The organism is Ornithinicoccus halotolerans (assembly GCF_009602535.1).
Taxonomy (GTDB): domain Bacteria; phylum Actinomycetota; class Actinomycetes; order Actinomycetales; family Dermatophilaceae; genus Ornithinicoccus; species Ornithinicoccus halotolerans.
In genome coordinates this window covers 1-20564 of sequence record NZ_WIQI01000050.1, presented here as the reverse complement: position 1 = coordinate 20564, position 20564 = coordinate 1, and the positions used below count along the sequence as shown (strand labels likewise).

Sequence of the window (20564 nt, the reverse complement as noted above, 5' to 3'; positions counted from 1 at the left end):
TGCGCCGGCGGCGGCAGTGGCGGCGAGCCCGCCGCGCCCGGCGGGACCGACGGCAGCGGTGACCGGGCGCGGGTGCCACTGGCCGACGTCCCGGTCGGGAGCGCTACCTACCTGGAGGACGCCCAGGTCCTGGTCGCCCGGCCGGAGGAGGGCAGCGTCGTGGCGTTCGACGCCACCTGCCCGCACCAGGGCTGCCGGGTCTCGCTGGTCCAGGGCGAGCTGCTCGTCTGCCCCTGTCACGGCAGCCGGTTCCAGATCGGCACCGGCGGTGTGGTGGAGGGTCCGGCCGAGACCGGGCTGACCGAGCTCGCGGTGGAGGTCGACGGCGACGACGTGCGGGTGTCCGGGTGACCTCGCCCGAGCACCTACCCTGGTGCCGTGGCTGACCCCGCGACCTACCGACCGGCCCCGGGGCAGGTCCCGGCCGAGCCGGGGGTGTACCGGTTCCGCGACCAGCACGGCCGGGTCATCTACGTCGGCAAGGCCAAGTCGCTCCGCGCCCGGCTGAGCTCCTACTTCCAGGACGTCGCCGGGCTGCACCCCCGCACCCGCTCGATGGTGCAGACCGGTGCCAGCGTGGAGTGGACCGTGGTCCGCAACGAGGTGGAGGCGCTGCAGCTGGAGTACTCCTGGATCAAGGAGTACGACCCGCGGTTCAACGTCAAGTACCGCGACGACAAGTCCTACCCCTACCTGGCCGTCACCATGGGGGAGGAGTTCCCGCGGGCGCAGGTGATGCGCGGCGCGAAGCGGCCCGGCACCCGCTACTTCGGTCCCTACGCCCACGCCTGGGCGATCCGGGAGACCCTCGACCAGCTGCTGCGGGTTTTCCCGCTGCGCACCTGCAGCAAGGGCGTCTTCCGTCGGGCCGGCCAGGTGGGGCGACCCTGCCTGCTGGGCTACATCGACAAGTGCTCGGCACCGTGCGTCGGCCGGGTCAGCGAGGAGGAGCACCGCGCGATCGCGGAGGACTTCTGCGACTTCATGGCCGGCAACACCGCCCGGTTCGTGCGCCGGCTGGAGCGGGAGATGCGCCGGGCCAGCGACGAGCTGGACTTCGAGCGCGCCGCCCGGCTGCGGGACGACCTGGGTGCGCTGGAGCGGGCGCTGGAGCGCTCGGCCGTGGTGCTGCCCGACGCCACCGACGCCGACGTGTTCGCCCTCGCCGACGACGAGCTGGAGATCGCCGTGCAGCTCTTCCACGTCCGCGGCGGGCGGGTCCGTGGCCAGCGCGGCTGGGTCAGCGAGAAGGGTGCGGAGGACCTCGGCGAGATCGTGGAGCACCTGCTGCAGCAGGTGTACGGCGGCGAGACCGGTGAGGCGGTGCCGCGGCAGCTGCTGCTCCCGGTGCTGCCGCCCGACGCCGAGAGTGTCGAGGAGTGGCTGTCCGGGCTGCGCGGCTCCCGGGTCCAGCTGCGGGTCCCGCAGCGCGGCGACAAGCGCGCCCTGCTGGACACCGTCCGACGCAACGCCGAGCAGTCGCTGGCCCGCCACAAGGTCTCCCGGGCCGGGGACCTGACGCTGCGCAGCCAGGCGCTGCAGGAGCTGCAGGAGGTGCTCGACCTCGAGGAGGCCCCGCTGCGCGTCGAGTCCTTCGACATCAGCCACACCCAGGGCAGTGAGGTCGTCGGCTCCATGGTGGTCTTCGAGGACGGCCTGCCGCGCAAGTCCGAGTACCGGCGCTTCATCGTCCGGCAGGGCCACACCGATGACACCGCCGCGATGCACGAGGTGCTCTCCCGCCGGTTCCGCCACCTGCAGCAGGCGCCGGCCGGAGAGAGCGGTCGGGACGAGGACGGCAGGCCAGCCAGGTTCGCCTACCCGCCCAACCTGGTGGTGGTCGACGGCGGCCTGCCGCAGGTGCGGGCCGCCCAGGAGGCGCTGCTGTCCCAGGGTGCCGCCGACGTCGCCGTCATCGGCCTCGCCAAGCGGCTGGAGGAGGTGTGGGTGGCCGGCTCGGAGTTCCCGGTCATCCTGCCGCGCACGTCCGAGGGGCTGTACCTGCTGCAGCGGGTCCGGGACGAGGCACACCGGTTCGCCAACGCCTTCCACCGGCAGCGGCGCAGCCGGGCGATGACCGTCTCCCGGCTGGACGGCATCCCCGGTCTCGGGCAGGCCCGGCAGAAGGCGCTGCTGCGCCACTTCGGCTCCGTCAAGCGGATCGAGGCCGCCACCGTCGAGGAGATCGCCGAGGTCAAGGGCGTGGGGCCGGCACTGGCCCGGGCGGTCCACGAGCGGCTGCACCAGAGCCCGCTGCAGCCCGCGGTTAACCTGAGTACCGGCGAGGTCACCGAGTGAGGAGCACCGCATGAGCGCAGCCCCAGGCCCGGGGGCGGACTCGGACCAGCAAGCCTTCGTGCTGCTCACCGGGATGAGCGGGGCCGGCCGCAGCACCGCTGCCGACGTCCTGGAGGACCGCGGCTGGTACGTCGTGGACAACCTGCCGCCGCGGATGCTCGTCGACCTGCTGGAGCTGACCGTGGACGGCGCGCGCCAGCCGCAGCGGGTCGCCGCCGTCGTCGACGTGCGCAGCCGCAACTTCACCACCGAGCTGGCGGCGGCACTGCGTGAGCTACGTGACCGCGGGTGGTCCCCACGGACCGTGTTCGTCGACGCCACCGACGAGGCGCTGGTGCGCCGGTTCGAGTCGGTGCGGCGACCCCACCCGCTGCAGGGCGACGGGCTGCTGCTGGACGGGATCCGCCGGGAGCGCCGGCTGCTCGGGGACGTCCGGGCGTCGGCCGACGTCGTGGTGGACACCACCGGCTACAACGTGCACCAGCTGACCGCCAAGGTCGACGACCTGCTCAGCTCCTCCGAGGACGACCGGCTCCGGCTGGCCGTGCTCTCCTTCGGCTTCAAGTACGGCATCCCGCTGGACGCCGACGTGGTGCTCGACCTGCGGTTCCTGCCCAACCCCTACTGGGACCCGGAGCTGCGCCCCTACACCGGCCGCGACGAGCCGGTCCGCGACTTCGTGCTCGGCCAGCCCGGGGCCCGGGAGTACCTCGCCGCCGCCGCCGAGATGATGCGGTTCGCCGTCGAGGGCTACCTGGCCGAGGGCCGGCGCAACGTCACCGTCGCGCTGGGGTGCACCGGCGGCAAGCACCGCTCGGTGGTGGCGGTCGAGGAGTTCATCCGGCTGCTGCAGCCGCCGGACGGGGTCGCGCTGACCCCGTTCCACCGGGACCTGGGGCGGGAGTGAGCGCCCCACGCGTGGTCGCCCTGGGCGGCGGGCACGGCCTGGCGGCCTCGCTGCGGGCGCTGCGGCACCTGACCGAGCGGATCACCGCCGTCGTGACCGTCGCCGACGACGGCGGGTCCAGCGGCCGGCTGCGCGAGGAGTTCGACATCCTGCCGCCGGGTGACCTGCGGATGGCGCTCGCGGCGCTGTGCGAGGACACCGAGTGGGGCCACCAGTGGGAGGCGGTGCTGCAGCACCGCCTGGGCGGGGACGGCGGACTCGCGGGACACGCCCTGGGCAACCTGCTGCTGATGAGCCTGTGGGAGCTGATCACCGACCCGGTGCGGGGGCTCGACCTGGCCGGGCGGCTGCTGAACATCCGCGGCCGGGTGCTGCCGGCAGCCTCCATCCCGCTGGACATCGAGGCCGCGCTGGCGCCGGAGCACGAGGGCGGGGAGATGGAGACGATCCGGGGGCAGTCCCGGGTCGCGGCCGCCAGCGGCCGCGTCCTCAGCGTCCGGCTGCTCCCGGACGACCCGCCGGCCTGCCCCGAGGCCGTCGAGTCGGTCATGCTCGCCGACTGGGTGATCCTCGGTCCGGGCTCCTGGTTCACCTCGGTGATGCCGCACCTGCTGGTGCCGGACCTGCAGCAGGCCCTGGTCGACACCCCGGCCCGGCGGCTGCTCACCCTCAACGTCGGCGACGGGGGCGGGGAGACCACCGGGTTCTCCGCGGCCGAGCACCTGGAGGTGCTCGGGGCGCACGCGCCGGGACTGCGGCTGGACACCGTCATCGCCGACCACTCCGTGGTCCCGCCCGGTGACGGGCTCGCCGAGGCCGCCCGCGACATGGGGGCGGACCTGGTCGTCTCGCACGTGCGTAAGATGCGCAGCCCACGGGAGCACGACACGCTCCGCCTGGCGGCCGCCTACCGGGACGTGATCCTGGGTGGCTAGCGGACCGACGGCCCGACCGACCTGCACGACTGGGAGGATGACGCCATGGCGATGACCGCCAAGGTGAAGGACGAGCTGGCGCGGCTGCCGGTCACCAAGACCTGCTGCCGCAAGGCCGAGGTGTCGACGATGCTGCGCTTCGCCGGCGGCCTGCACATCGTGGGGGGCCGGATCGTCATCGAGGCCGAGCTGGACGCCGCGCAGTCGGCGCGCCGGCTGCGCGCGTTCATGGCCGACGTCTACGGCACCTCGAGCGAGCTGGTGGTGATGAGCCCCGGCGGGCTGCGCAAGCAGACCCGCTACGTGGTGCGGGCCACCCAGGACGGGGAGGCGCTGGCCCGGCAGACCGGGCTGATCGACCACCGCGGCCGCCCGGTGCGGGGGCTGCCGCCACGGGTCGTGGGGGCCGCGGTCTGCGACGCCGAGGCCGCCTGGCGAGGGGCGTTCCTGGCGCACGGCTCGATCACCGAGCCCGGCCGGTCCTCCTCGCTGGAGGTGACCTGCCCCGGCCCGGAGGCGGCGCTGGCGCTCGTCGGTGCGGCCCGCCGGCTCGGGGTCGCCGCGAAGGCGCGCGAGGTTCGCGGCGTCGACCGGGTGGTGCTGCGTGACGGTGACGCCATCGGCGCCGTACTGACCCGGCTGGGCGCCCACGACGCGGTGCTGGCCTGGGAGGAGCGGCGGATGCGCCGGGAGGTGCGCGCCACCGCCAACCGGCTGGCCAACTTCGACGACGCGAACCTGCGCCGGTCGGCCCGCGCCGCGGTCGCGGCCGGCGCGCGTGTCGAGCGGGCGCTGGAGATCCTGGATGGTGACGTCCCCGAGCACCTGCGTGCCGCGGGGCTGCTGCGGCTGGAGAACAAGCAGGCCAGCCTGGAGGAGCTGGGGCAGCTGGCCGAGCCGCCGATGACCAAGGACGCCGTGGCCGGTCGCATCCGCAGACTGCTGGCGATGGCCGACAAGCGCGCCGAGGAGCTGGGGATCGAGGGCACCGACGCCAACCTCACCCCCGACATGTTCGAGGAGTGAGCAGCCCCGTCGGGCCGGTCGTGCCCCCGGGGCTGGGGTGAGATGTCGGGGCCGATCCCGTAGGTTGGGTCCGACACCGCCGTTCCTCGCGCGCCTGCAGCGCGTGCCGCGACAAGAAAGGTTGGTTGCCCCGTGACCGTTCGCGTAGGCATCAATGGCTTCGGCCGCATCGGCCGCAACTTCTTCCGCGCCGTCCTCGCCTCGGGTGCCGACATCGAGGTCGTGGCCGTCAACGACCTGACGGACAACGCCACCCTGGCGCACCTGCTGAAGTACGACTCCATCCTCGGCCGGCTGCCCCAGGAGGTCGGCGCCACCGAGGACGCGATCACCGTCGGCGGCCGGGAGGTCAAGGCCTACGCCGAGAAGGACCCCGCCGCGCTGCCCTGGGGCGACCTGGGGGCCGACGTGGTCGTGGAGTCCACCGGCATCTTCACCGACGCGACCGCGGCCCGGGCGCACCTCGACGGCGGAGCCCGCAAGGTCATCATCTCGGCCCCCGCCAAGAACGAGGACCTCACCGTGGTGATGGGGGTCAACGACAGCGACTACGACCCCGAGCAGCACCACATCATCTCCAACGCCTCCTGCACCACCAACTGCCTGGGCCCCATGGCCAAGGTCATGCACGAGGAGCTGGGCATCGTGCAGGGGCTGATGACCACCATCCACGCCTACACCCAGGACCAGAACCTGCAGGACGGGCCGCACAAGGACCTGCGCCGCGCCCGCGCGGCCGCCCTCAACATCGTGCCCACCTCCACCGGCGCCGCGAAGGCGATCGGCCTGGTGATGCCCGAGCTGCAGGGCCGGCTGGACGGCTACGCGCTGCGGGTGCCCACCCCCACCGGCTCGGCCACCGACCTCACCTTCCGGGCCGGCCGAGAGACCAGCGTCGAGGAGGTCAACGCCGCGTTCAAGGCCGCTGCGGAGGGCCCGCTGAAGGGCATCCTGACCTACAGCGAGGCACCGTTGGTCTCCACGGACATCGAGACCGACCCGGCCTCGTGCACCTTCGACGCCGGGCTCACCAAGGTGATCGGGGACCAGGTCAAGATCGTGGGCTGGTACGACAACGAGTGGGGCTACTCGAACCGCCTCCTGGACCTCGTCGCCAAGGTCGGCACCTCGCTCTGAGGCGGGCCTGCCCGGGCGCTGCCGCCCCCTTCCGCCTGCTCACCAGCCCTACAGGAGGACCTGGGTGAAGACGATCGACGACCTCGGGGACCTGCGCGGCCGGACCGTGCTGGTCCGCAGCGACCTCAACGTGCCGCTGGACGAGGAGGGCGCCATCACCGACGACGGCAGGGTCCGCGCCTCGGTGCCCACGCTGCGTCGGCTGCTGGACGCCGGTGCCCGCGTGGTGGTGACCGCCCACCTCGGCCGGCCCAGCGGCGCCCCGGACCCGCGGTACTCGCTGCGGCCGGTCGCCCACCGGCTCTCCGAGCTGCTCGGTGAGCACGTCGCGTTCGCCGAGGACACCGTGGGCAAGGCCGCCCGCGAGGCGGTCGCCGGGCTGCCGGACGGGCAGCTGGTGCTGCTGGAGAACCTGCGGTTCAACCCCGGCGAGACCAGCAGCGACGAGGAGGAGCGGGACGGCTTCGCGGAGCAGCTGGCCGCCCTGGCCGACGTGTTCGTCAGCGACGGCTTCGGCGTGGTGCACCGCCGCCAGGCCAGCGTCTACGACGTCGCGCTCCGGCTGCCGCACGCCGCCGGACTGCTCGTGCAGCAGGAGGTGGAGGTGCTGCGCCGGCTGCGGGAGGGACCGGAGCGCCCCTACGTGGTGGTCCTGGGCGGTGCCAAGGTCAGCGACAAGCTCGGTGTCGTCGACGCCCTGATCGGGGTCGCCGACAAGCTGGTCATCGGCGGCGGCATGGTCTTCACGGTCCTCGCCGCGCAGGGTCACGAAGTGGGCCGTAGCCTGCTCGAGGAGGACCAGCTGGAGGCGGTGCGCGGCTACCTGCGCACGGCCGAGGAGAAGGGCGTGGAGATCCTGCTGCCCGCCGACGTCGTCGTCGCCACCGAGTTCGCCGCGGACGCCGACCACCAGGTGGTCCCCGCCGACGCCATCCCCGCCGACCGGATGGGCCTGGACATCGGGCCGGAGGCATCCCGCGCCTTCGCCGACTCGCTGCAGGACGCGCGCACCGTGTTCTGGAACGGGCCGATGGGTGCCTTCGAGATGGCGCCGTTCGCCGCCGGCACCCGCGCGGTGGCCGAGGCGCTCGTGGCAGCGGGGCGCGACGGCGCGCTCACCGTGGTCGGCGGCGGCGACAGCGCGGCCGCGGTGCGTCAGCTGGGATGGCAGGACGACGACTTCGGGCACGTCTCCACCGGCGGCGGCGCGAGTCTGGAGTACCTGGAGGGCAAGGAGCTGCCCGGCCTGAGCGTGCTGGAGGAGCAGTGAGCAACGAGACCCGCACCCCGCTCATGGCGGGCAACTGGAAGATGAACCTGGACCACCTCCAGGCCACCCACCTGGTCCAGAAGCTGGACTGGACGCTGCGCGACGCCAGGCACGACTTCGCCGCGGTCGAGGTCGTCGTGCTGCCGCCGTTCACCGACCTGAGGTCGGTGCAGACGCTGGTGCAGGGTGACCGGCTCCAGCTCGGCTACGGTGCGCAGGACCTGTCCCCGCACGACAGCGGCGCCTACACCGGTGACGTCTCCGGAGCGTTCCTGGCCAGGCTCGGCTGCCGCTACGTCGTGGTCGGCCACAGCGAGCGCCGCCAGCACCACGGCGAGGACGACACCGTCGTCGCCGCCAAGGTCGCGGCGGCGCTGCGGCACGGGCTGCGGCCGATCCTGTGCGTCGGGGAGCCGTTGTCGGTGCGCGAGCAGGACGGGCACGTCCCCCACGTGCTGACCCAGCTGGACGCCGCGCTGGAGGGGCTCGCGGAGGAGCAGCTGCTGGAGGTTGTGGTCGCCTACGAGCCGGTCTGGGCGATCGGCACGGGGGAGGTCGCCACCCCCGCGGACGCCCAGGAGGTCTCCGCCGCGGTCCGCGCCCGGGTCGCCGAGCGGTGGGGGGACGGCGTCGCCGAGCAGCTCCGGGTCCTCTACGGCGGCTCGGTCAAGCCCGGCAACGTCGCGGCGACCATGGCCGAGCCCGACGTCGACGGGGCGCTGGTGGGCGGCGCGTCGCTGTCGGTGGAGGACTTCGCCTCGATCTGCCGCTACCGGGAGCACCACGGGGGTAGCGCCGGCTGAGCCGGCGGTGGGCTAGGCTGGGAGGTCGGGCCACCGGTCCCGCCCCGACGACGCAAAGGTGTTAACACGTGTTGGACGCTGTCCGGATCTTCCTCGACGTGCTGCTCGTGCTGTGCAGCATCTTCCTGGTGCTGCTGATCCTCATGCACAAGGGCCGCGGTGGCGGGCTGTCGGACATGTTCGGTGGCGGCATGTCCAGCAGCCTCGGCGGCTCCTCGGTCGCGGAGCGCAACCTGACCCGCATCACCATCTCGGTGGCGGTGATCTGGGTGGCCGTCATCACCGGGATCGGGCTGCTCATCCGCTTCACCTGACCGACGGCGGGGGCACTCCCGGCCAGCGGCTGCGGACCGCGGCGCGCCGCGTCCCGTGCCGGCGGCGCCCGGGTGCGGGGGAGGCGTCACCGCCTCGGTATAGGGTGACGGTCACAGGACACAGTCGTCTGCGGCGGAAGGGGAGTGCACGTGGTCGGGACCAACGCGATCCGGGGCAGCCGGGTTGGCTCTGGGCCGATGGGCGAGGTCGAGCGCGGCGAGAGCGCCGCCCGACGCACCATCAGCTTCTGGTGTGCCAACGGGCACGAGACGCGGCCCAGCTTCGCCGCAGAGGAACAGCTCGAGATTCCCGATACCTGGGACTGCCCCCGCTGCGGGCTGCCGGCCGGGCAGGACCAGGAGCACCCGCCCGCGCCGCCGCGGGTGGAGCCGTACAAGACCCACCTGGCCTACGTGAAGGAGCGGCGCAGCGACGCCGACGGCGAGCAGCTCCTCGAGGAGGCGCTGCAGGCGTTGCGCGCCCGCCGCTCCGGCATCCCAGGCACCGGCGCCGGCTGACGGAGGCCTCCAGGCCTCCCCGGGGCACCGCCGCTCAGCCGCTGCGGGCCCCGGCGGCCGCGTCATCGAGCCACCAGGCGGTCTCCTCGGTGCCCGCCACCCACGTGGCCGGCAGCGCCCGGCTACGCTCGGTCGCGGCCCGGGCCCGGGCCACCGCCGGCGCCTTGTCCTCCCCGGCGACCACGAACCACACCGCGCGGGCGCGGCACAGCGCCGGCACGGTCAGTGAGACCCGGAGCGGGGGAGGCTTGGGGGAGTCGGTGACGGGCACGGTCGTCCGGTCGCTGACCGCCACCTCGGGCCGGTCGGGGAACAGCGAGGCGAGGTGCCCGTCCGGGCCGAGCCCCAGCAGCACGACGTCGAAGGCCGGGACCAGCACGTCGTCCGCGGCGGTCGCGGCCGCGGCCAGCTCCCTCGCGTAGGCCTCCGCTGCCTGCGGCAGGTCCGCCTCGTCCGTGCCGGCGGGCACGGTGTGCACCTGGCCGGCCGGGACCCCCAGCCGCTCCAGCCCGGCGTCGCGTGCCTGCCGGTCGTTGCGGTCCTCGTGGCCCTCCGGCACGAACCGCTCGTCACCCCACCACACGTGGACCTGCTGCCACAGGTCCGGCGTCGACGGCAGCGCCGCCAGCGCCCGGACGGTCGCGTTGCCCATCGACCCCCCGGTCAGCACCAGGTGGGCCTCTCCCCGCTGCCGCACCGCGCGGTCCAGCCGGTCGCGGATCGCGGCCGCGACCGCCCCCGCCAGCGTGTCCGCGTCGGCGAGCACCTGCAGGCTGGTGGTGCGGCCCGCGTGCGGGGCCGCCGCGGCAGCCTCGGCTGCGCCGGCGGCGCCGTCCTGCTGCCGCTCACTGACGGGCAGCGCGGAGTGGCGCAGTGCCGCGCCGAAGATCTCGTCGGTGTCCAGCCGGCGCAGCTCGTCGGCCAGCCCCTCGGACAGCGTGGGCCGTCGCAGCGCCACCTCCCGGTCCGGCTGCCCCGCCTGCCGCAGCACCGCGACCGGCGAGTCTGGGTCCTCGGCGCGCAGCTCCACCGGTCCGGAAGGCCGCTCCAGCACCACGCCGAGCAGCCCGGGCCCGGCGGAGTCGGTGCGCCGCTCGACCGGCACGCCCAGCGCGTGGCCCAGCCAGCCGGCGATGAGGTCGGCCTGCGGGGTCTCCTCGCCCGCGACCACGGTGGCCTGGGTGACGGGCTCGAACGGCGGCTGGTCGAGCGCGGCCGCGAGCACCGCGCGCCACCGGGTGACCCGGGTCCAGGCCAGGTCGGTGTCACCGGGCCGGTAGTGGCGGGCGCGTCGCTGCAGCTGCAGCGACGGTCGGGCGCACGCCGCCGCGTCGGTCACCCGCCGGCGGGCCATCTGGCCGATGGGGGAGCGGGCCATGTCGGCCGGCGGCTCCTGGGGCCACCAGGCCACGACGGGGGAGTCCGGCAGCAGCAGCGGGGTCACGACCGACTCGGCGTGGTCGGCGAGCGCGCCGTACATGCGCAGCACGATGATCTCGCTGGCGCCGGCGTCGCCGCCGACCCGGATCTGGGCGTCCAGCCGGTCGCGACCGCGCCGGTTGCCCCGGACCAGCACCACGATCCGCGCGGGGTGCTGCCGGGTGGCCTCGTTGGCGGTGGCGATGGCGCCGTCCGCGCCCTCCTCGTCCACGTCCACCAGCAGCGTGAGCACCCGGCCCATGGCCATCGCGCCCACCTCGTGGCGCAGCGAGACCAGCCGCTTGCTGACGTCCTTGGTGGTGGTGCTGGGCAGGTCGACGATCACGGCAGCCTCCACTCGCGGCCGTCGCGGTGCATCAGCTGGTCCGCCTCCGGCGGGCCCCAGGTGCCGGCCGCGTACTGGCCGATCTGCTCGGGGTGCTCGTTCCAGAACTGCACCACCGGGTCGAGGATCCGCCAGGACTGCTCGACCTCCTCGTGCCGCGGGAACAGCGGCGGGTCACCGAGCAGCACGTCCAGGATGAGCCGTTCGTAGGCCTCCGGGCTGGTCTCGGTGAAGGAGCTCCCGTAGCCGAAGTCCATGGTGACGTCGCGGACCTCCATCTGGGTACCCGGCACCTTGGACCCGAACCGCATCGTGATCCCCTCGTCGGGCTGGATGCGGACGACGATGGCGTTCTTGCCCATCTCGACGGTGTCGGTGCTGCGGAACGGCAGGTGGGGCGTGCGCTTGAAGATCACCGCGATCTCGGTGACCCGCTTGCCCAGCTGCTTGCCGGTGCGCAGGTAGAACGGGACCCCGGCCCAGCGGCGGGAGTCCAGCTCCAGCTTCAGCGCGGCGTAGGTCTCGGTCGTGGAGTCAGGGGCGACACCGTCCTCGTCCAGGTAGCCGTGGGCGCGCTCGCTGCCCTGCCAGCCGGCGGTGTACTGCCCGCGGGCGGTGGCGGCGGCCAGGTCCTGCGGGAGCCGCGCCGAGGCGAGCACCTTCTCCTTCTCGGCCCGGACCGCGTCGGCGGTGAACGAGACCGGCTCCTCCATCGCGGTGAGGGCCAGCAGCTGCAGCAGGTGGTTCTGGATGACGTCCTTGGCGGCGCCCACGTCGTCGTAGTAGCCCGCGCGCCCCCCGATACCGATGTCCTCGGCCATCGTGATCTGCACGTGGTCGACGTAGTGGGCGTTCCAGACCGGCTCGAACATCTGGTTCGCGAAGCGCAGCGCCAGCAGGTTCTGGACGGTCTCCTTGCCCAGGTAGTGGTCGATCCGGAACACCGAGTCGGCCGGGAAGACCGCCTCGATGATGTGGTTCAGCTCCTGGGCGCTGGCCAGGTCGTGCCCGAACGGCTTCTCCACGACGACCCGGCGCCAGGTGCCCGGCTGCGGTGTGCTCAGCCCGGCGGCCTGCAGCTGCTCGCACACGGCCGCGAACCAGTCCGGCGGGATGGACAGGTAGAAGGCGTGGTTGCCGCCGGTGCCGCGCGCCTCGTCCAGCTCCCGGACGGTCTGCGCGAGCCGGGCGAACGCCTCCGGGTCGTCGAACGTGCCCCGCACGAACCGCAGCCCCTCGGCCAGGTCCTGCCACACCTCCTCCCGGAACGGGGTGCGTGCGTGCGACTTGACGGCGTCGTGGACGACCGCGGCGAAGTCCTGGTCGTCCCAGTCGCGACGCGCGAAGCCCACCAGCGAGAACCCGGGCGGGAGCAGCCCGCGGTTGGCCAGGTCGTAGATCGCCGGCATCAGCTTGCGGCGCGCGAGGTCGCCGGTGATGCCGAACATCACCATGCTGCAGGGGCCGGCGATCCGCGGCAGCCGCTTGTCGTCGGGATGACGCAGCGGGTTGTGCTCGGCGGTGATCTCCACCGGGGTCACGTGTGTCTCCTCCGGTCGTGGCAGGTCGCCTCACCCGCCCGCGGGGCGGCCAAGGCGACCGGTGTCGGTCGGGCGGGTCAGCCGGTCAGGACGTCCCGCAGCCGGGCCAGGCCGGCCTCGGGGTCGGTCAGGTGCAGCCGCAGCACCGGGCGGCCGTGGTCGGCCAGCACGGCGGCGTCCCCCTGGGCCTGCGCGGCGATGAGCGAGCCGAACGTGAAGTCCTGGCCGGGCACGTCGTAGTCGTGGTCGTCGGCCGCCACGGTGACCTGCAGGTAGCTGCCGACCCGCGGGCCTCCCTTGTGGAACTGGCCGGTGCTGTGGAGGAACCGCGGACCCCACCCGAAGGTGACCGGGCGGCCCAGCCGCTCCTCCAGCGCGGGGCGCACCCGCTCCAGGTCAGCGTGCGCGAGCCGGTCGGCGTAGACCATGACGGCGAGGTAGCCGCGGTCGCGGTCCACCGTGCCGAGCAGCGCCGCCACGGCATCCGGGAGCGTCGTCACCTCCGGTCCGAGCCAGGACCCGCCGCGGAGCTCCACAGGCCCGTCGACGGCGTGCGGCTCGTCGCGCTGCGTCCCACCGGAGGCCATCACCTCGCGAGCGGCCTCCTTGGCGCTCTCCACGTCCGGCTGGTCGAAGGGGTTGATGCCCAGCAGCCGGCCGGCGACCGCGGTGGCGACCTCCCACAGCAGCAGCTGCGCGCCGAGCTCGCCGCCGACCTCCACCTGGGACGGTGCGGGGACGGCGGCACCGGTGGCCCGCTCGGCACCCTCCGGGCGCTCGGCACCGGTGTCGTCCACGGAGTCGGGGAGCAGCCGGACGAGCGTGACGTCGTCGGCACCGGCCAACCCGGCGGACGGGTCGGCGCCGGGCTCGAGCACCACCGGCAGCAGCCCGGTGCCCTCCTTGCCGGTGCTCTCGGCGATCAGCTGTTCGGCCCAGTTCCCGAACCCGGGCAGCCCGGAATCCTGGTCGGCGATCAGCAGCTTGTCGCGCAGCGGCGTGGTGCCGGCCAGCGCGGCCCCGAGGGTCAGCCCGGGGTTGCCCCGGTCGTCGGCCGACAGCAGGTCAGCGACCTCCTCGGCCTCGTCCAGCAGCGCCCCGACGTCCACGCCGGCCAGCCCGCACGGGACCAGCCCGAACGCGGTGAGCGCCGAGTAGCGGCCGCCCACCTCGGGGTCGGCGTTCACGACCCGGTACCCGTCGGCCCGGGACTGCTGGTCCAGCGGGCTGTCGGGGTCGGTCACCACGACGATCCGGTCGGTCGGGTCGATCCCGGCGGCCTGGAAGCTGGCGACGAACGCCCGGCGCTGGCTGTCGGTCTCGACCGTGGACCCGGACTTGGAGGACACCACGACGGCGGTGCGTTCCAGGTCCCGCTCGACGCAGGCCCGGACCATCGCCGGGTCCGAGGAGTCCAGCACGACCAGGTCCACGCCATGGGTGGCGCACACCACCTCCGGGGCGAGGGAGGAGCCGCCCATGCCGCACAGCACGACCCGGGAGACCCCCTGCTCGCGCAGCTCCTCGCGCAGCGCCTCGATCTGGCCGACGAGCGGGCGCGAGCTGCGGTGCAGCCCGACCCAGGACAGCCGGATCGCGGCCTCGGACTCGGCCTCAGGACCCCACAGGGTGGCGTCCTGCGCGAACAGCCGGGAGGCGAACCGGTCCTCCACCAGGGACGGGACGTGCTTCTCGATGGCGTCCGCGGCCGCCCCGAGTGCCTCGAGGAAGAGCGCGCTCACCGGCCGCCCTCGGTGAACCGCTTCAGCTCGCTGCGGACGGTGTCCAGCAGCTCGTCCCAGGACTTCTCGAACTTCTCCACGCCCTCCTTCTCCAGCTGGTCGACGACGTCGGCGTAGGAGACGCCCACCCGCTCCAGCTCGTCCAGGACCTGCTGGGACTCCTGGTAGGTGCCGCGGATGGTGTCACCGGTGATGCGGGCGTGGTCGGCCGCCTGCTCCAGCGTCTCGGCCGGCATCGTGTTGACGGTGTGGGGAGCCACCAGCTGCTCGACGTACATGGTGTCGGAGTAGTCGGGGTTCTTCACGCCGGTGGAGGCCCACAGCGGGCGCTGCACGTGCGCCCCGGCGTCGGCGAGCGTCTGCCAGCGCGGGGTGGCGAAGACCTCCTCGAAGGCCTGGTAGGCCAGCCGCGCGTTGGCGATGCCGGCCTTGCCGCGCAGCGCGAGCGCCTCTTCGGTGCCGATCTCTTCCAGCCGGGAGTCGATCTCGCTGTCGACCCGGGAGACGAAGAAGCTGGCCACCGAGTGGATGCTCGACAGGTCCTTGCCGTTCTCCCGCGCCTGCTCCAGGCCGGTGAGGAAGGCGTTCATCACCCCGCGGTAGCGGTCCAGGCCGAAGATGAGGGTGACGTTGATGTTGATGCCCTCGGCGAGGGCGCCGCTGATCGCCGACAGCCCCTCGACGGTGGCCGGGATCTTCACGTGCACGTTCGGCCGGTCGATCTCGCTCCACAGCCGCTTGGCGACGGCGGTGGTGGCGTCGGTGTCGTTGGCCAGTCGCGGGTCGACCTCGATCGAGACCCGCCCGTCGATGCCGTCGGTGCGGTCGTAGACCGGGCGCAGGATGTCGGCCGCGTTGCGGACGTCCTCGGTGGTGATGGCGAAGACCGCCTCCTCCACGTCGGCGCCCTGCTCGGCGAGCTGCCGGACCTGGTCGGTGTAGGCCTCGCCCTCGCCGAGCGCCTTGGCGAAGATCGTCGGGTTGGTGGTCACGCCGACCACCTGCCGGTCCTGCAGCAGCCGATCCAGGTCACCGTCGGTGATCATCGGGCGGTTCAGGTCGTCCAGCCAGATGGAGACGCCGGCCTGTGACAGGTCGGCGAGCGGACCGGCGCCTGGCTCCTGCCGGGCGTCGTCTGCCGCCCCGGCGCTGGGGTTGGGGGTGTGCTGGCTCATGTCAGCCCTCCTGCTGGGTCGCGTCGGTGGATCGGGTGCCGCCCTCGCCGGCGTCGCCGACCGTGCTCTCGCCGGTCGCCGGGGGGCGCGGGGTGGCCTGGGCGGGCGCGGTGTCGCCGGTGGCGGCCGACATGCTGTCCCGGGCCGCCGCCACGACGGCCTCGGGCGTCAGGTCGAACTCGCGGTAGAGCGTCTGGTAGTCGGCGGAGGCGCCGAAGTGCTCCAGGCTGACCATCCGGCCGGCGTCGCCGACCACCTCGCGCCAGCCCTGCGCCACGCCGGCCTCGACGCTGACCCTGGCCCGCACCTGCGGCGGGAGGACCTGGTCACGGTACTCCTGGTCCTCGTTGTCGAACCACTCCCGGCAGGGCATCGACACCACGCGGGTGGGGACACCCTCCTGCTGCAGCTGTTCGCGGGCGTCCAGGGCGATGTGCACCTCGGAGCCGGTGCCGATGAGGATGACCTCCGGGTCGCCGCCCTCGGCCTCGGCCAGCACGTAACCGCCCCGGGCCACCCCCTCGGCGGAGGCGTAGACCTCCCGGTCCAGGACCGGGACGTTCTGCCGGGTCAGCGCCATGCCGGCGGGGTGGTCGACCGACTCCAGCACGGTGCGCCACGCGATCGCCGTCTCCGTCGCGTCGGCGGGACGGACCACGTCCAGGCCGGGGATGGCCCGCAGCGAGGCCAGGTGCTCCACCGGCTGGTGGGTCGGGCCGTCCTCGCCCAGGCCGATCGAGTCGTGCGTCCACACGTAGACCACCGGCGCCTGCTGCAGCGCCGCCAGCCGGACCGCCGGGCGCATGTAGTCGGAGAAGATGAGGAAGGTACCACCGTAGGGGCGGGTCAGCCCCTCCAGCGCGATCCCGGTGAGGGCCATCCCCATGCCGTTCTCGCGGACCCCGAAGTGCAGCGTGCGCCCGTACTTGTGGCCGGGGAACTTCTCGGTGGAGTGCTGCTCCGGCACGAAGCTGGGCTGGTCGGCCATGGTGGTGTTGTTGGAGCCGGCCAGGTCCGCCGACCCGCCCCACAGCTCGGGCATCACGTCGGCCAGCGCGGTGAGCACCTCACCGGAGGCCTTACGGGTGGCCATGCCCTTCTCGTCGGGCTCGAACTGCGGCAGCGCCTCCTCCAGGCCGTCGGGCAGCCGCTTGGCTACCAGCCGGTCCAGCAGCTCGGCGCGCTCGGGGTTGTCCTGCCGCCAGGCGTCGAACCGCTGCTGCCAGGCCCGGTGCGCCTCGGCGCCACGGTCCTTGACGCTGCGGGCGTGGGCGAGGACCTCCTCCTCGACCGGGAAGGCGACCTCGGGGTCAAAGCCGAGCAGCCGCTTGGTCTCGGCCACCTCGTCCTCACCGAGCGCCGAGCCGTGGGCGTCGCCGCTGTCACGCTTGTTGGGCGCCGGCCAGCCGATGATGGTGCGCAGCAGGATCAGCGTCGGACGGTCGGCGTCCCGGCTGTCCTGCAGCGACGCCAGCAGGGCGTCGACGTCCTCGACGTACTCGCGCTCGCCCTCACGACCGCCGCGCCAGTCGATGGTGTGCACCCGCCAGCCGTAGGCCTCGTAGCGGCGGGCCACGTCCTCGGTGAACGCGATGTCGGTGTCGTCCTCGATGGAGATGTAGTTCTGGTCGTAGACGACCGTCAAATTGCCCAGCTCCTGGTGACCGGCCAGCGAGCTGGCCTCGTGGGAGACCCCCTCCATCAGGTCGCCGTCGGAGGCGATCACCCAGATCTGGTGGTCGAACGGGGACTGCCCGCGCGGGGCGTCCGGGTCCAGCAGGCCACGCTGCCGGCGCTGGGCCAGCGCCATGCCGACCGAGGTGGCCAGCCCCGAGCCCAGCGGGCCGGTGGTGATCTCCACCCCCGGCGTGTGGTGCACCTCGGGGTGACCGGGGGTGGCCGACCCGTAGGTGCGCAGCGCCTTGAGGTCCTCGACCTCCATGCCGTAGCCGCTGAGGTAGAGCTGGATGTACTGGGTGAGGCTGGAGTGGCCGGCCGACAGCACGAAGCGGTCACGGCCCAGCCAGTGCGGGTCGTTCGGGTCGTGCTGCATCACCTGCTGGTAGAGCAGGTACGCCAGCGGGGCCAGCGCCATCGCGGTGCCCGGGTGGCCGCTGCCGCAGCGCTGCACGGCGTCCGCGGCCAGCACCCGGATGGTGTCCACCGCCCGGACGTCGACGTCGGTCCACCCGGCGTGGGCGCACACCGGGCGACGCAGCTGGGGGTCCCGGGCTGCGGTGAGGCGGTTGCTCTCGGCCTGCTGGGTCACTAGTACTCCTTACAGGTGCGGGCGTGTGGCGGCTCCATTGCCTGTGCTCCCTCCCGACCTTAGCCCGCAGGGCCCGGGGCCCGCATGCTGGCTTGACGGGTACCATCAAGGGGCAGACCGGCGGAGCCCGGCAGTGCCAGCACCCACCACCCGAAGGACACCGTGACGACGACGGACCGCCGCCCCGCGGGGGGAGATGCCACCCGTGGCTGGCGGGCCACGATCGCCGACTACGTCTCGCTGACCAAGCCGCGCATCATCGAGCTGCTGCTGGTCACGACCTTTCCGGTGATGTTCCTCGCCGAGCGCGGCGTCCCGTCGGTCGGGCTGATCCTGGCCACGCTGGTCGGCGGCACCCTCGCCGCGGGATCGGCCAACACCCTCAACTGCTACCTGGACCGGGACATCGACGCCCGGATGCACCGCACCGAGAACCGGCCGCTGGTCACCGGCCGGATCAGCCCGCGGGCCGCGCTGGTGTTCGGGACCGTGCTCGGGGTGCTCTCGGTGCTGTGGCTGGCGCTGGTGGTCAACCTCATCTCGGCGCTGCTGGCCCTGGCCGCGGTCGTGCTCTACGTCGGCTTCTACACGGTGCTGCTCAAGCGCCGCACCAGTCAGAACATCGTCTGGGGCGGCGTCGCCGGCTGCATGCCGGTGCTGATCGGCTGGTCGGCGGTCACCGGCTCGCTGGACTGGCCCGCGCTGGTGCTGTTCCTGGTCGTCTTCTTCTGGACCCCGCCGCACTACTGGCCGCTGTCGATGCGGTTCCGGGAGGACTACGCCAGCGCCGGCGTGCCGATGCTCCCGGTCGTGGCCGAGGACGTCGCGGTGGGCCGGCAGGTGGTGGCCTACGCGTGGGCCACAGTGCTGGTGTCACTGGCCCTGGTGCCGGTCGCGCCGATGGGCTGGCTCTACCTGGTGGTGGCCGTCGTGAGCGGCGGGGTCTTCCTGTGGGAGGCGCACGCCCTGCTCACCCGGGCCCGGGAGGGCGACCGCGCCGGCGCCGCCCGCGCGATGCGGCTGTTCCACTACTCGATCAGCTATCTGACGGTGCTGTTCCTCGGGGTCGCGATCGACCCGCTGCTGCACCTTCCGCTTCCGCTGCTGGGCTGACCGCGGCGACCGCCGGTGCCCGCAGCGCCAGCATCCCCAGCGTCACCGCCAGCGTCAGCGCGACGGCCCCCGCCATGTGCACCAGCACCAGCGCCTCGGGCAGGCCGGTGAGGTACTGGGTGTAGCCGACGGCGCCCTGCCCCAGGGTGAGCAACAGCACGGCGCTCCACAGCCGCCGGGGCCGGCCGCCGGCCTCGCCCAGCAGCGAGGTCGCGACCAGCATCGCCACCGCCAGCCCGGTGAACAGCATCACCGCGTCGGCGTGCAGCCAGGAGACGGTCCGCGGGTCCAGCCCGAACCGGGCGGGGTCGTCGTAGTCGCCCGAGTGCGGCCCGGAGCCGGTCACCACGGTCCCCAGCACGAGCACCACCGCCAGCACGCCGGTGGTGAGCGAGGCCAGCGCGCGCACCACCCGGGGGACCAGCCAGCGTCGCGGGCCGGGCCGCCGCTGCCGGTCCACCAGCAGCGCCGAGACCGCGATCAGGACCATCGACAGCAGGAAGTGCCCGGCGACGGTGGCCGGGTGCAGCCCGGTGAGCACGGTGACCCCGCCCAGCGCGCCCTGGGCCACGGTGCCCCCGAGCACCAGCCAGGCCGGCACGAGCAGGTCCCGCCGCTCCCGCGCCCAGCGCCAGACCGCCGCGACCACCGCTACCGCGACCAGGCCCACGACGACTCCCACCATCCGGTTGCCGAACTCGATGTAGGGATGGATCCCCGCCGAGGCCTCGAAGGTGGGGGTGTAGGACCCCGGCTCGCACTGCGGCCAGGTGGGACAGCCCAACCCGCTCCCGGTCAGCCGCACCAGCCCGCCGGAGAGCACGATCAGCGACTGCAGGACGAGGTTGAGCAGCAGCACCCGGCCCAGCCAGGGCCGCGCGGCGGAGGCAGCGGTCACCGGCCCATGGTAGGAAGCCGCGCCCCGGACCCGCCGCTGGGTGCGGCCGCGGCCGACCGCGCCGCCGGCCTCAGTCCGACCAGCGCAGGAAGCGTGCCGCCAGCACCGTGCCCAGGCTGCCCCACCCGGCCAGCAGCGCCAGCTCGGGCCAGCGGACCTCCCCGGCCACCAGCGCCCCCCGCAGGGCGTCCCCCAGCGCGGCCGAGGGCAGCCAGCCCAGCCCGGCGGCGACGGCGGGCGGCACCGGGAGCAGGTCGACAGCCAGCACCAGGCCACCGCCGGCCAGCAGCAGCACCCACAGCAGGTTGGCCAGCGCGAGCACCCCCTCGGCGCGCAGCGTGCCGCCGAGCAGGGCACCCAGCGCCGCGAACGCCCACGCCCCCAGCAGCAGCGTCGCCACCGCCGGGAGCAGGCCCGCGGCCACCGGCTCCCAGCCCAGTGCCAACCCCGCCGACGCGAGCACGACCCCCTGCACGGCGATCACCGCCACCACGCTGGCCGCCTTGCCCAGCAGCAGCCCGACCGGGCCCACCGGAGTGGTTCCGGCCAGCCGCAGCACCCCGTAGCGGCGCTCGTACGCCAGCAGGATGGCCTGCCCGGTGAACGCGGTGGAGACGACGGCGAGGGCCAGCACGCCGGCGACCGCCAGGTCCACGTGCCGTCCCGGCCCCAGCGCGGGCCGCTCGGTCCCGACCAGGCCCAGCAGCGCCAGCAGCGGCAGCACCACCGACACCAGCAGCTGCTCGCCGTGGCTCAGCAGCTGCCTGGTCTCGAACTCGGCCTGCGCCAGCACCCGGCGGTGCGCCGGGGCGGCGCGGCGGGGCGCGCCGGCGCCGGGCTCACCGTCCGCCC

At 73.8% G+C, this 20564-nt stretch carries 18 protein-coding genes; 11 read left to right on the top strand and 7 right to left on the bottom strand.

Annotated elements, in window-relative coordinates; translation table 11 throughout:
* From GFJ45_RS09930 to GFJ45_RS09885, 10 genes are all read left to right on the top strand, one after another.
* Nucleotides 1–351, top strand: a 351-nt coding sequence (locus GFJ45_RS09930; RefSeq protein ID WP_153396707.1) for a Rieske (2Fe-2S) protein, incomplete at its 5' end; no start/stop codon positions are given.
* Between the two features lie 27 nt (nucleotides 352–378).
* Nucleotides 379–2298, top strand: a complete 1920-nt coding sequence (uvrC, locus tag GFJ45_RS09925; protein WP_153396705.1) for an excinuclease ABC subunit UvrC — start codon at nucleotides 379–381, stop codon at nucleotides 2296–2298.
* Nucleotides 2299–2308: 10 nt separating this feature from the next.
* Nucleotides 2309–3205, top strand: a complete 897-nt coding sequence (gene rapZ / locus GFJ45_RS09920; RefSeq protein WP_153396703.1) for an RNase adapter RapZ — start codon at nucleotides 2309–2311, stop codon at nucleotides 3203–3205.
* Complete coding sequence (locus GFJ45_RS09915; protein ID WP_194288611.1) at nucleotides 3202–4140, top strand: gluconeogenesis factor YvcK family protein; 939 nt, start codon at nucleotides 3202–3204, stop codon at nucleotides 4138–4140. The genes rapZ and GFJ45_RS09915 overlap by 4 nt, the downstream gene beginning before the upstream one ends.
* Nucleotides 4141–4185: 45 nt before the next feature.
* A complete protein-coding gene (gene whiA, locus GFJ45_RS09910; protein ID WP_153396701.1) occupies nucleotides 4186–5166 on the top strand; it encodes a DNA-binding protein WhiA in 981 nt (326 codons plus the stop codon).
* Nucleotides 5167–5298: 132 nt separating this feature from the next.
* On the top strand, nucleotides 5299–6303 hold the full coding sequence (gene gap / locus GFJ45_RS09905) for a type I glyceraldehyde-3-phosphate dehydrogenase (RefSeq protein ID WP_153396699.1): 1005 nt from the start codon (nucleotides 5299–5301) through the stop codon (nucleotides 6301–6303).
* Nucleotides 6304–6367: 64 nt separating this feature from the next.
* Entirely contained in the window at nucleotides 6368–7573 is a 1206-nt protein-coding gene (locus GFJ45_RS09900; RefSeq protein ID WP_153396697.1) for a phosphoglycerate kinase, read from the top strand.
* A 23-nt stretch (nucleotides 7574–7596) separates the two neighbouring features.
* Nucleotides 7597–8376 carry a triose-phosphate isomerase gene (tpiA, locus tag GFJ45_RS09895; protein WP_228386802.1) on the top strand — a complete coding sequence of 260 codons (780 nt, stop codon included), beginning with the start codon at nucleotides 7597–7599 and terminating at the stop codon, nucleotides 8374–8376.
* 71 nt (nucleotides 8377–8447) lie between these two features.
* Nucleotides 8448–8690 carry a preprotein translocase subunit SecG gene (gene secG / locus GFJ45_RS09890; RefSeq protein ID WP_153396711.1) on the top strand — a complete coding sequence of 81 codons (243 nt, stop codon included), beginning with the start codon at nucleotides 8448–8450 and terminating at the stop codon, nucleotides 8688–8690.
* A 150-nt stretch (nucleotides 8691–8840) separates the two neighbouring features.
* Nucleotides 8841–9209, top strand: a complete 369-nt coding sequence (locus GFJ45_RS09885; protein ID WP_153396693.1) for an RNA polymerase-binding protein RbpA — start codon at nucleotides 8841–8843, stop codon at nucleotides 9207–9209.
* Between the two features lie 34 nt (nucleotides 9210–9243).
* Here GFJ45_RS09885 and pgl read toward each other — a convergent pair whose 3' ends face one another.
* The 5 genes from pgl to tkt all read right to left on the bottom strand — a co-directional run bounded on the left by pgl (nucleotide 9244) and on the right by tkt (nucleotide 17701).
* Nucleotides 9244–10974 carry a 6-phosphogluconolactonase gene (gene pgl, locus GFJ45_RS09880; protein ID WP_153396691.1) on the bottom strand — a complete coding sequence of 577 codons (1731 nt, stop codon included), beginning with the start codon at nucleotides 10972–10974 and terminating at the stop codon, nucleotides 9244–9246.
* Nucleotides 10971–12515, bottom strand: a complete 1545-nt coding sequence (zwf, locus tag GFJ45_RS09875) for a glucose-6-phosphate dehydrogenase (protein WP_153396689.1) — start codon at nucleotides 12513–12515, stop codon at nucleotides 10971–10973. Before zwf ends, pgl begins: the two co-directional genes overlap by 4 nt.
* A gap of 77 nt (nucleotides 12516–12592) precedes the next feature.
* A complete protein-coding gene (locus GFJ45_RS09870) occupies nucleotides 12593–14257 on the bottom strand; it encodes a glucose-6-phosphate isomerase (protein WP_153396688.1) in 1665 nt (554 codons plus the stop codon).
* Nucleotides 14254–15432 carry a transaldolase gene (gene tal / locus GFJ45_RS09865; RefSeq protein WP_153396686.1) on the bottom strand — a complete coding sequence of 393 codons (1179 nt, stop codon included), beginning with the start codon at nucleotides 15430–15432 and terminating at the stop codon, nucleotides 14254–14256. Before tal ends, GFJ45_RS09870 begins: the two co-directional genes overlap by 4 nt.
* A gap of 1 nt (nucleotide 15433) precedes the next feature.
* Nucleotides 15434–17701: a transketolase gene (gene tkt, locus GFJ45_RS09860; RefSeq protein WP_153396684.1), complete on the bottom strand. Its 2268-nt coding sequence runs from the start codon at nucleotides 17699–17701 to the stop codon at nucleotides 15434–15436.
* 162 nt (nucleotides 17702–17863) lie between these two features.
* On the opposite strand from tkt, the gene GFJ45_RS09855 reads away from it, so the two are divergent.
* On the top strand, nucleotides 17864–18814 hold the full coding sequence (locus tag GFJ45_RS09855) for a heme o synthase (RefSeq protein ID WP_153396682.1): 951 nt from the start codon (nucleotides 17864–17866) through the stop codon (nucleotides 18812–18814).
* On the opposite strand, the gene GFJ45_RS09850 is transcribed toward GFJ45_RS09855, so the two are convergent.
* Nucleotides 18738–19712, bottom strand: coding sequence for a COX15/CtaA family protein (locus tag GFJ45_RS09850; RefSeq protein ID WP_153396679.1), 975 nt, complete (start codon nucleotides 19710–19712; stop codon nucleotides 18738–18740). The genes GFJ45_RS09855 and GFJ45_RS09850 overlap by 77 nt on opposite strands.
* Before the next feature lie 70 nt (nucleotides 19713–19782).
* On the bottom strand, nucleotides 19783–20564 hold a 782-nt coding region (locus GFJ45_RS09845), incomplete at its 5' end, for an ABC transporter permease (protein WP_407670390.1).

What these genes read in the sequence shown, in the direction of transcription:
- rapZ (WP_153396703.1), top strand. Translation starts at nt 2,309, where the DNA reads ATGAGCGCAGCCCCAGGCCCGGGGGCGGACTCGGACCAGCAAGCCTTC.
- whiA (WP_153396701.1), top strand. Translation starts at nt 4,186, where the DNA reads ATGGCGATGACCGCCAAGGTGAAGGACGAGCTGGCGCGGCTGCCGGTC.
- tpiA (WP_228386802.1), top strand. Translation starts at nt 7,597, where the DNA reads ATGGCGGGCAACTGGAAGATGAACCTGGACCACCTCCAGGCCACCCAC.
- tal (WP_153396686.1), bottom strand. Translation starts at nt 15,432, where the DNA reads ATGAGCCAGCACACCCCCAACCCCAGCGCCGGGGCGGCAGACGACGCC.